This is a genomic window from Bradyrhizobium liaoningense, assembly GCF_018130955.1.
Classification (GTDB): domain Bacteria; phylum Pseudomonadota; class Alphaproteobacteria; order Rhizobiales; family Xanthobacteraceae; genus Bradyrhizobium; species Bradyrhizobium liaoningense_C.
Map to the genome: position 1 here is coordinate 18,902 of NZ_JAFCJM010000081.1, position 9,801 is coordinate 28,702.

Consider the following 9,801-nt stretch of genomic DNA (forward strand, 5'->3'; position numbering starts at 1 on the left):
GGTGAAGGGCGGCCAGCCGCTTGCGCTTTAGGCATCGGCAATATTGTGCGGGCCCGCCGCCCGGTCTACAAAGCGGAACCGAATTTTTGGGAGACAGACGATGGCGATCCAAGTTGGCGACAAGCTGCCCGATGCGAAATTCCGCGTGATGACGGCGGACGGCGTCCAGGTCAAATCGACCGATGACATCTTTGGGGGCAAGAAGGTGGCGCTGTTCGCGGTGCCCGGCGCCTACACCGGCACCTGCCACAAGATGCATCTGCCGAGCATCTTCCTCAACGCCTATGCCATGAAGGACAAGGGCGTGAACACCATCGCCATCGTCTCGGTCAACGACGCCTTCGTGATGAGCGCCTGGAAGCGCGACACCGACCAGCGCGACGAAGCGATCTTCCTTGCCGACGGCAATGCCGACTTCACCAAGGCGATCGGCATGGAGTTGGATGCCTCCGGCAACGGCCTCGGCATCCGCTCCAAGCGCTACTCGATGCTGGTCGAGAACGGCGTGGTGAAGAAGCTGAACCTCGAAGCGATGCCCGGCAAGGTCGAGGTGTCGGGCGGGGATACGCTGCTCGGGCAGCTCTGAAGACTGTTAGCCACACTCACAACTGTCATCGCCCGCCTTGTGCGCACTTGCGCACTGGGGCGGGCGATCCAGTATTCCAGAGACAGTTGTTGTTGAGCCGATAGGCCGCGGCGTACTGGATCGCCCGGTCTAAACATCAAGCCGGGCGATGACAGCGGAGCGCGTGGAAAGAGCTCGCGCCCGCCCTACTCTTCCCTCACCCGCGTCTGCAACCTCGCCTTCACGATCCCATCGCGCGCCAGTTGATCGGCGCGCTCGTTCTCGGGGTGACCGGCGTGACCCTTGACCCAGTGCCAGCGGACTTCGTGCGCCTTGAGCGCGGCATCGAGGCGCTGCCATAGCTCGACATTCTTGACCGGCTTCTTGTCGGCGGTGCGCCAGCCATTGCGCTTCCAGCCATGGATCCAGCCGGTGATGCCCTGCCGCACATACTGGCTGTCGGTGTAGAGATCGACCGTGCAGGGTTTCTTCAACGCTTCCAGCGCGGAGATCGCCGCCATCAACTCCATCTGGTTGTTGGTGGTGTGGCGCTCGCCGCCGTTCAGCTCCTTCTCCTTGTCGCCGAATTTCAGGATCGCGCCCCAGCCGCCGGGACCGGGATTTCCCGAGCAGGCGCCGTCCGTATAGATGGTGACGTTGGGCAGCGCACTCACGCGACCAGTCCTGACGGCGCAAGGCCGTAGTCGCGCACGCTTGAGACGCTCTGGTGGAAGCGCAGCTTGCGGACATATTCCAGCGGGTCCTTCGGACGCACCAATGCGCCCGGCGGCACGTTGAGCCAGTCGACCAGCCGCGTCAGCAAGAAGCGGATCGCCGCCCCCCGCGCCAGGAGCGGCAACGCGGCCTCCTCGGCGTCGGTCAGCTTGCGCTCGCGGCCATAGGCGTTGAGGAAGGCGCGCGCCTTGGTGACGTTGAAGGAATGATCGGGCTCGAAACACCAGGCGTTGAGGCAGATCGCGACGTCATAGGCCAGCATGTCGTTGCAGGCGAAGGTGAAGTCGATCAGGCCGGAGAGCTGATCGCCGAGGAAGAAGACGTTGTCGTTGAAGAGATCGGCGTGGATCACGCCGTCCGGCAGGCTCGTGGGCCAGACCCCGCTTTCGAGATAGTCGAGCTCGGCCGAGAGGAACGCGCGCAGGCCCGGCTGCACCTCGTCGGCACGCGCGGCGGCCGCATCGAACAGCGGACGCCAGCCGGACACAGACAGCGCATTGGGCCGCCTGATCGCAAAGTTGCGTCCGGCAAGATGCATCTTCGCCAGCGCCTGGCCGACGCCGGCGCAGTGTGTGGCGTTCGGCTTGCGCGGCCAGACACCCTCGAGGAACGTGATGATCGCGGCCGGCCGGCCCGCCAGCTCGCGCAGCGCCTCGCCGTCCCTGCCCTTCACGGGCAAGGGGCAGTTGATGCCGTGCTCGGCCAGATGCGTCATCAGCGCGAGGAAGAACGGCAGATCGTCTTTCGCGACCCGCTTCTCATAGAGCGTGAGGATGTAGGACCCCTTGCTGGTGTGCAGCAGGAAGTTGGAATTCTCCACGCCTTCGGCGATGCCCTTGTAGGACAAGAGCTCGCCGAGATCGTACTGGCTCAGATAATCCGCAAGGTCGTCGGCGGCGACGTCGGTATAGACCGCCATAAAAAATTACTCGGCGGCGGCTTCGGGACGCAGCGAACGCGGCAGCGGGAAGAACTCGTTCTCCTCCGCGGCCGACACCGTCTCCACATGCAGCGTAAAGCGCTCGGCGAAAGCGTCCATGATCTCCTCGACGATCACCTCCGGCGCCGAAGCGCCCGCGGTGATGCCGAGGCTCTTGATGTTGCCAAATTTGTCCCAGTCGATCTCGGCGGCGCGCTGCGCCAGCACCGCGATCTTGCAGCCCTCGCGCTCGGCGACCTCGCGCAGACGCTGCGAGTTCGACGAGTTCGGTGCGCCGACCACGATCAGCGCGTCGACCACCGGCGCCACCTTCTTAACCGCGAGCTGGCGGTTGGTGGTGGCGTAGCAAATGTCTTCCTTGTGCGGCCCGTTGATGTTCGGGAAGCGCTCCTTCAGGAGCGCCACGATCTCCGCGGTGTCGTCGATCGACAGCGTGGTCTGGGTCACGAAGGCGAGGTTATCAGGGTCCTTCGGCGCCACCGTCTTGGCGTCCTCGGCGGTCTCGATCAGGGTCACGGCGCCGACCGGGAGCTGGCCGAGGGTGCCGACCACTTCGGGGTGATGGGAATGGCCGATCAGGAAGATCTCGCGGCCGCGCTTGAAGTGGATCGCGGCCTCGCGGTGCACCTTGGTCACCAGCGGGCAGGTCGCGTCCAGCGAGAACAGGTTGCGGGTCTGGGCGTCGGCCGGGACCGATTTCGGCACGCCATGGGCCGAGAACACCACCGGTGCGGTGGTATTTTCCGGGATTTCGGCCAGTTCCTCGACGAAGATCGCGCCCTTCTTCTTCAGCCCGTCCACGACGTATTTGTTGTGCACGATCTCGTGGCGAACATAGACCGGGGCCCCATAGATGGTGAGCGCCCGTTCCACGGTATCGATGGCCCGCACCACCCCGGCGCAGAAGCCACGGGGAGAACAAAGCACGATTCTAAGGTCTGGTTTGGCTGACATGGAGCGATCTCGGGACCGAATCACCCCTTGGCCTGGAGGCAGGGAACGGTCGATATGGGGCTACGACTTACGGGTATCATAAGGACTTGGGCCCCCTTTCGGGCGCTGTCAAGGCACTATAGCAGAACCATTGCGTCCGGGGCCCCTGAAGGCTTATATAGCGTGAATTCCCGTCATCGCTGATGACCACCGGTTTCGCCTCCAAAGAGGTGGGCGAAGCACAAAGGAGATTTGCCATGAGCAACGCACCTCTGATGCCCAAGGCGACCGCCGTCTGGCTGCTCGATAACACGGCGCTGACCTTCGACCAGGTCGCCGATTTCACCAAGATGCACCCGCTGGAGGTGCGCGCCATCGCCGATGGCGATGCCGCCCAGGGCATCAAGGGCATGGACCCCATTTCCAACGGCCAGTTGACCCGCGAGGAGATCGAAAAGGGCGAGAGGAACCAAGACTACCGGCTCCGCCTCCAGGAGAGCAAGGTGGTGCTGCCGCCCCAGCCCAAGCGCAAGGGCCCGCGCTACACCCCGGTCTCCCGCCGCCACGAGCGCCCCAGCGCCATCCTCTGGCTGCTGCGCAACCATGCGGAGCTGAAGGACGCCCAGATCATGCGCCTGGTCGGCACGACCAAGAGCACGATCGCCAGCGTCCGCGACCGCACCCACTGGAACACGTCCTCGCTGACGCCGATCGACCCCGTCACCCTCGGTCTCTGCTCGCAGATCGAGCTCGACTTCGAGGTGGCGCGCGCCGCCAAGGAGAAGCCGCTCGACGCAGCCTATGGCGGCGCCACGCTGCTGCCGGCCTCCGAGACCACCAAGAAGGAGCCGGAATACGAGGGCGCGGAAAAGTCGAGCGACGACCTCAACGTCGATGCCGTGTTCGCCAAGCTGAAGACGCTCGGCGGCAAGAAGCAGGACGAGCAGGAGTAGGCTTCGTCTCACGACGTGGTTCGAACGCGGCAGGGCAACCTGCCGCGTTTTTTGTTTGTGAGATGCGATGCGTGCCGCCGCACCCCCGGTGTCGTCCCGGCCTAGCGCGCAATAGCGCATTAGGCCTGGACGACGACCAAGAGGCTAGAACTTATACGTCACGCCGGCGCCGACCAGCCATGGGTCGATGTGGGCGGTGCCGCTGACGGGCAGTCCGCTGACGGTCGCCGAATAATCCGGCCGCAGCTACAGCTTCTTCACGTCGACGTTGAGGCCCCAGTGCCTATCGAGCATGTAGTCGAAGCCGAACTGAACCACCCCACTGGTTGCTGACATGGAGGTTGGTGGTGGTCGCCACGATGACGGGAGGTCCGACGATCGCCGCCGGCACATTCGCCGCCGAATTGTTGAAAAACACGGCATGTCGGCGCTTCGTTGCACGACGCGACAGGTCACAGCAGAAAGGGGACCGCGAAGGATTTGCCGCTGATCAAAACAGGCGAACGGCGTCAAAATTCGGTAACGGCGTTGCAGATGCGCCACGACAGAAGCCAATGCGAGTCGTTGCACTTGCCTTGCGCAGTTGTCTTGCGCACTTGCCTTGCGCAATCGATTCCGGTTCGAGACGACGATGAGCTTTGCGAAGCGCACAATATGTCCGACGGACTAACCCAGCTCGATCTCCTCGCTCACCTCATGGCTGAGGCCGACACCGTCGATGGTCAGCACCATCTTCGCTTTCAGCTTTTCATGCCCCTTGATCTTGCCGGCTGCAATCGCCTCGCGCACGGCCTTCTCGATCTCGCGCTGCGACGTGACGCCGACCTGCTTCAGGAATTTGCGCAGGCTGGTGTTGAACAGGTCTTCGTTCATGACGGCCTCCTGGGGGTTAGGGGCGCTCCGGATGGTTCAGCATATACTCGCCGAGATCGCGCTGGCGGCGGTCGGCGCGGGCGGTCGCGGCACCGCGCTGGACATCGCGGTCCTTCCGGCAGGCGACGTATTCCGGCGAGCCCTGCGCATAACCGCGGCTCTGGCAGACGGCGTCGTCATCGTCATTGCCCATGGCAACCGGCGTCTGGTTGCGCGCGGCGCAGGCGGTCAGCGCCAAAGCCGCCACGGTTGCAAGGATGGCGCCCACGAAGCGCGGCGCGACGACCTTGGACATCAGGATTCCTCCACCATGGCGATTGGTCCAGCGCGTTTTCCAGCGAAGTGGACACCAATTCGCGTCAAGAAAGTGCGTCAAAACAAGAATCCAGAGCTTCCGTTCCGATTCTATCGGAGCAGAAGCTCTAGCGCGGGTGGTTCAAGAATCCAAATGCGGGATTTGTAAGACGGTGGCGCCCCCGGACGACGCCGAGGCAAAGGCTGATGGCCGCTTCCGGATGACCCTCGTCTAGTGAAGGGAGCGACGAATCTCGGGTTCGACGTAGAAGTCGTCGCCGATCGCGTCCTTCAGCTTCTCCGCACTCGCTTCCGATGCCTCCACGGTGACCATGTCGGTCGAGTGAACTTGCTCGACCGACACGTCCGCAAACGGCTTGACAGCGTCAAGCGCGGGCTTTGGGCTTTGGCATAGGCGTCGATCGCGCCGCAACCGCACTAGGTACCGGGGCATTGCTATCACCCACAACAGGAAGACCGAACCCCTGTAACGTAGCCGCCAAACCTACACTAACACAATTTGCTTCAAGCAGACGACGCGCGGCCGTGGATCGCGACGTGTCCCGCGGAAGGGCTGCATAGGCGCTATCCTTGGACAGAAGCGCGGCCAGGGTCGCACAGACGGCCGGACTCGCCATCGACGTGCCATCCATCTCCATATAGAGGCCAGTGGCACCGGCGCGATTGGGCACCGTCGAGACAATCCCCACGCCCGGTCCGGTCGCATCGAGACCGTTGCCATTGCTTGAGAACGTGGCGAGGAACAGGTTGTCCCGCCCCATCTTTCCCGGTTCTCGCGGGCGGTTGCCTGCCGAGAACGTTCCTGGCGGCGCCCAACCGACCTGCCCGAGCGCCGAAACGGAAACGCATTCCGGGTAGGCGCCGGGGAAGTTCACCGGTCCGCTGTCATTCCCGGCGGAGCAGATGCACAACGTACCGCGCTCCAGGGCATCGCGGATGCAGTCCTCCTCGGCTTTCGACTGCGGCCCGCCGCCCAGGCTCATGTTGATGAGGTCGCAGTGATGATCCCGCGACAGTGTGTCAATCGCGGTGATCAGGTCCGCCTGGCTGGGGCCATCGTGCTCCCCCTCCCCCTTGAAAACGCGAGCGTGAAACAGGTTGCACGCGGGCGCCATGCCGGTGTAATCGCCCGCCTTCGATGGCCGTGCGCCGATGATGCCGCTCGTGTGGGTCCCGTGTTCGGCCACATCCACCGCCTGAGCCGCAGGAAGCGAGCCACCGTCAACGAAGGCCCCGACAAGGGTGACATGATGGAGATTCGGGTGCGGGCCGCACCCCGTATCGATGACGCCGACATTGATGTCTTTGCCATCCGTCTTGCCGCCGGTGTTTGTTACCGCGTGCCACCAGGCTTTGCCGCCCGCCGGCGCCGGCTTTACCGGCGTGCAGTCGACCGTCGATCCCGTCGGCGGTGCCTCTGCCAGCATGATCCAGAAGCCCGCATAGGGAATGGGTTCGACAAAAGCAACACGTTCTCCCGGACGCAGCGCGATCGACGCCTGGCCGTTCGGCGACGTGCGCGTCGTGACCGTCTTGATGGTGCCAAAGGGGTCGGCGACGTAGAACATCACCTCGATATCGCCAAGCCGTCCGCCGCCAGCCGCAATCGTGACCTGATACTGCGCCGCTCCTGCGGCGGCGGCGGCAGGGACTGCGAGCGTTGCGTTGCGGAGTTCCGCCGGCCTGCGGTGATGGAGCTTGCGAATGATGAGCGGCTCGAGCACGACATCCGAGGACACCTCGCTTGCGAGCCTGGTCGCTTCGGCCTCGTCGAGATCGAGTACGGCGACCCGGCGCGCAAGCTTGTCCTTAGGGACCCGGTCGTCGAGAATGGCGTTGTTCGGCACCAGCGACAATGCGCTCGCGATCGACGCTCGCGAGGCCAGCTTCGCTTGGTCGGTAAACATTCCAGCGCGTCGATTGACCAGAACATATTTCGGCATTGCTATCTCCCGTTGAAATATATTTTCCAGAAATCAGGAATCGTCGGCCACCTAAAGAATAGGCTCACGCTATCACAACTCAAAATTGAGCATCAAGACGGCTCTTGCAGATGCCGCCTGCAGTTCTTCAAAAGAACGTGCGTGGAAAGGAGGGGCCGGGATGAGTGGCGCCCCCGTCGTACATGAAGCCTGACAGTCGCGATCAGCGGAGGTCCGACGGACCGCTGGACCTCCTTGCGGAGCTTACACCCTGCCCTTCAGCGCATCGCCGATCTCGTCGAGCACCTTGGGATCCTCGATCGTGGCGGGCATGCTCCAGGGCTCGCCGTCGGCGATCTTCTTGATGGTGCCGCGCAAAATCTTTCCGGACCGCGTCTTGGGCAGGCGGCCGACGGTGATGGCGAGCTTGAAGGCGGCGACGGGGCCGAGCTTGTCGCGCACCAGTGCGATGATCTCCTTTTCGATCTCGGCGGGCGGGCGCTTCACGCCGGCCTTCAGCACCAGGAAGCCGCAGGGTACCTCGCCCTTGATCGCGTCCTTGATGCCGAGCACGGCGCATTCGGCGACATCAGGATGCGAGGCGAGAATCTCCTCCATGCCGCCGGTGGAGAGGCGGTGGCCGGCGACGTTGATGATGTCGTCGGTGCGGCCCATCACCCAGACATAGCCGTCCTCGTCCTTGTAGCCGGCATCGGACGTTTTGTAATAGCCGGGGAATTCGGTGAGATAGGCTTCCTTGAACCGCGCATCCTGATTCCACAGCGTCGGCAGGCAGCCCGGCGGCATCGGCAGCTTGATGACGATCGAGCCCATGGTGTTGGCGCCGACCGGCTTTGCCGCTTCGTCGACGACGTCGACCTGATAGCCCGGCATCGGCACGGTCGGCGAGCCGTGCTTCACCGGCAGCATGCCGAGCCCCACCGGATTGCCGGCGATGCACCAGCCGGTCTCGGTCTGCCACCAATGGTCGATGACCGGCACCTTCAACTGCTGCTCCGCCCATTCCACCGTCGGCGGATCGGCGCGCTCGCCGGCGAGGAACAACGTACGGAAGTTCGACAGATCATATTGCCGGATGAACTTGCCGTCCGGATCTTCTTTCCGGATCGCGCGGAAGGCGGTCGGCGCTGTGAACAGCGCGACCGCCTTGTGCTCCGAGATCACGCGCCAGAACGCGCCGGCATCGGGCGTGCCGACCGGCTTGCCCTCATACATGACCGTAGTCGCGCCATGCAGCAGCGGGCCATAGACGATGTAGCTGTGACCGACGACCCAGCCGATGTCGGAGCCGCACCACCACACCTCGCCCGGCTTGATGCCGTAGAGATTGAACATCGACCATTTGACCGCGACGAGATGGCCGCCATTGTCGCGCACCACGCCTTTCGGGATGCCTGTGGTGCCCGAGGTATAGAGGATGTAGAGCGGATCGGTTGCGGCGACCGGCACGCATGCCGCGCTCTTGCCGTCGTTGAGCGCCTTGCGCCGCAGGCTGGCCCAATCGTAGTCGCGGCCCGGCGTCAGCGCGCAGATGTGCTGGGGACGCTGCAGGACGATGCAGGCCTTTGGCTTCGCGCTCGCAAGATTGATGGCTTCGTCGAGCAGCGGCTTGTAGTGCACGGTGCGACCGGGCTCGATGCCGCAGCTTGCGGACAGGATCAGTCGTGGCTGCGCGTCGTCGATGCGGGTGGCGAGCTCCTTGGCCGCAAAGCCGCCGAACACCACCGAGTGCACCGCGCCAATGCGCGCGCAGGCCAGCATGGCGACCACGGCCTCCGGCACCATCGGCATATAGAGCAGGACGCGGTCGCCCTTGGCGACGCCAAACTCCTGCATGATCGCGCCGAGCGCCTGCACTTCCGTCAGCAGCTCGGCATAGGTGATCCTGGTGGTGGTATTGGTCAGCGGGGAATCGTGGATCAGCGCGACCTGATCGGCGCGACCTCCGGCGACGTGCCGGTCGAGCGCGTTGTAGCAGGTGTTGACGACGGCGCCGGCAAACCAGCGGCCATAGGTGCCCTGGGACGGGTCAAAGACCTTTTTGGCGGGCTCGATCCAGTCGATCTCCTTGGCAGCCTCGGCCCAAAAACCTTCCGGGTCCGCCAGCGAGCGCGCATGGACCTCGTGATACCTGCTCTTGCCCTCAACGTTCATGAACCGCTCCCGCCTGATCTTTTTGACTGGCCTTGACCTGACCATCGGACCGCGTTCCGGCCATGATCGGGATCAATTGCTCAGCCTTTATTGGGCGGTATTTTCCCGGGAACGGGCCGCGGTTCAAGCTGAAAAGGATGGGCCTTTCGGAGTAGTTCGCGGCCTCGCGAAGACCGCCTGCGCTCCCTCGCCCCGCTTGCGGGGAGAGGGTTGGGGTGAGGGGAGTCTCCACGGGGACGGTGAGAATCGGACTCGCGGAGAGTCCCCCTCACCCGGAATTTGCTCCCGCAAATTCCGGCCTCTCCCCGCAAGCGGCAGGGCTATCGCATATGGCTGAGGGCTGCCATGAGGAAGGCATTGTCCCAGCCGGCGCGCTTGATTTTGCGCCGC

The 9,801-nt window shown here is 63.9% G+C and carries 10 protein-coding genes and 1 pseudogene; 2 read left to right on the plus strand and 9 right to left on the minus strand.

Features of this window, described 5'->3' with window-relative positions; translation table 11 throughout:
- Positions 1–100 precede the first annotated feature (100 nt).
- Complete coding sequence (locus tag JQ632_RS35375; RefSeq protein ID WP_212407345.1) at positions 101–586, plus strand: peroxiredoxin; 486 nt, start codon at positions 101–103, stop codon at positions 584–586.
- A gap of 185 nt (positions 587–771) precedes the next feature.
- Here the strand turns inward: JQ632_RS35375 and rnhA are convergent, their stop codons facing one another.
- From rnhA to ispH, 3 genes are read right to left on the minus strand one after another with little or no spacing between them, the layout of a single operon-like run.
- Entirely contained in the window at positions 772–1,239 is a 468-nt protein-coding gene (gene rnhA / locus JQ632_RS35380) for a ribonuclease HI (RefSeq protein ID WP_212407346.1), read from the minus strand.
- A complete protein-coding gene (locus tag JQ632_RS35385) occupies positions 1,236–2,219 on the minus strand; it encodes a homoserine kinase (RefSeq protein ID WP_212407347.1) in 984 nt (327 codons plus the stop codon). The genes rnhA and JQ632_RS35385 overlap by 4 nt, the downstream gene beginning before the upstream one ends.
- A gap of 6 nt (positions 2,220–2,225) precedes the next feature.
- Positions 2,226–3,194, minus strand: a complete 969-nt coding sequence (gene ispH, locus JQ632_RS35390) for a 4-hydroxy-3-methylbut-2-enyl diphosphate reductase (protein ID WP_212407348.1) — start codon at positions 3,192–3,194, stop codon at positions 2,226–2,228.
- Positions 3,195–3,430: 236 nt separating this feature from the next.
- On the opposite strand from ispH, the gene JQ632_RS35395 reads away from it, so the two are divergent.
- A complete protein-coding gene (locus JQ632_RS35395; RefSeq protein ID WP_212407349.1) occupies positions 3,431–4,126 on the plus strand; it encodes a DUF1013 domain-containing protein in 696 nt (231 codons plus the stop codon).
- A gap of 144 nt (positions 4,127–4,270) precedes the next feature.
- On the opposite strand, the pseudogene JQ632_RS35400 reads toward JQ632_RS35395, so the two are convergent.
- The 6 genes and pseudogenes from JQ632_RS35400 to JQ632_RS35420 form a co-directional block, all read right to left on the minus strand.
- Positions 4,271–4,550 (minus strand): annotated as a pseudogene (locus JQ632_RS35400) (OmpW/AlkL family protein); the annotation flags it as partial.
- 242 nt (positions 4,551–4,792) lie between these two features.
- Positions 4,793–4,999, minus strand: a complete 207-nt coding sequence (locus tag JQ632_RS35405; protein WP_212407350.1) for a DUF6494 family protein — start codon at positions 4,997–4,999, stop codon at positions 4,793–4,795.
- Positions 5,000–5,015: 16 nt separating this feature from the next.
- Positions 5,016–5,294: a hypothetical protein gene (locus JQ632_RS35410; RefSeq protein WP_212407351.1), complete on the minus strand. Its 279-nt coding sequence runs from the start codon at positions 5,292–5,294 to the stop codon at positions 5,016–5,018.
- Between the two features lie 231 nt (positions 5,295–5,525).
- Positions 5,526–5,657, minus strand: a complete 132-nt coding sequence (locus tag JQ632_RS40170) for a hypothetical protein (RefSeq protein WP_283817763.1) — start codon at positions 5,655–5,657, stop codon at positions 5,526–5,528.
- Positions 5,658–5,679: 22 nt separating this feature from the next.
- Positions 5,680–7,257, minus strand: a complete 1,578-nt coding sequence (locus JQ632_RS35415) for a S8 family serine peptidase (protein WP_212407352.1) — start codon at positions 7,255–7,257, stop codon at positions 5,680–5,682.
- Between the two features lie 243 nt (positions 7,258–7,500).
- Positions 7,501–9,411, minus strand: coding sequence for a propionyl-CoA synthetase (locus JQ632_RS35420; protein WP_212407353.1), 1,911 nt, complete (start codon positions 9,409–9,411; stop codon positions 7,501–7,503).
- Positions 9,412–9,801: the final 390 nt, after the last annotated feature.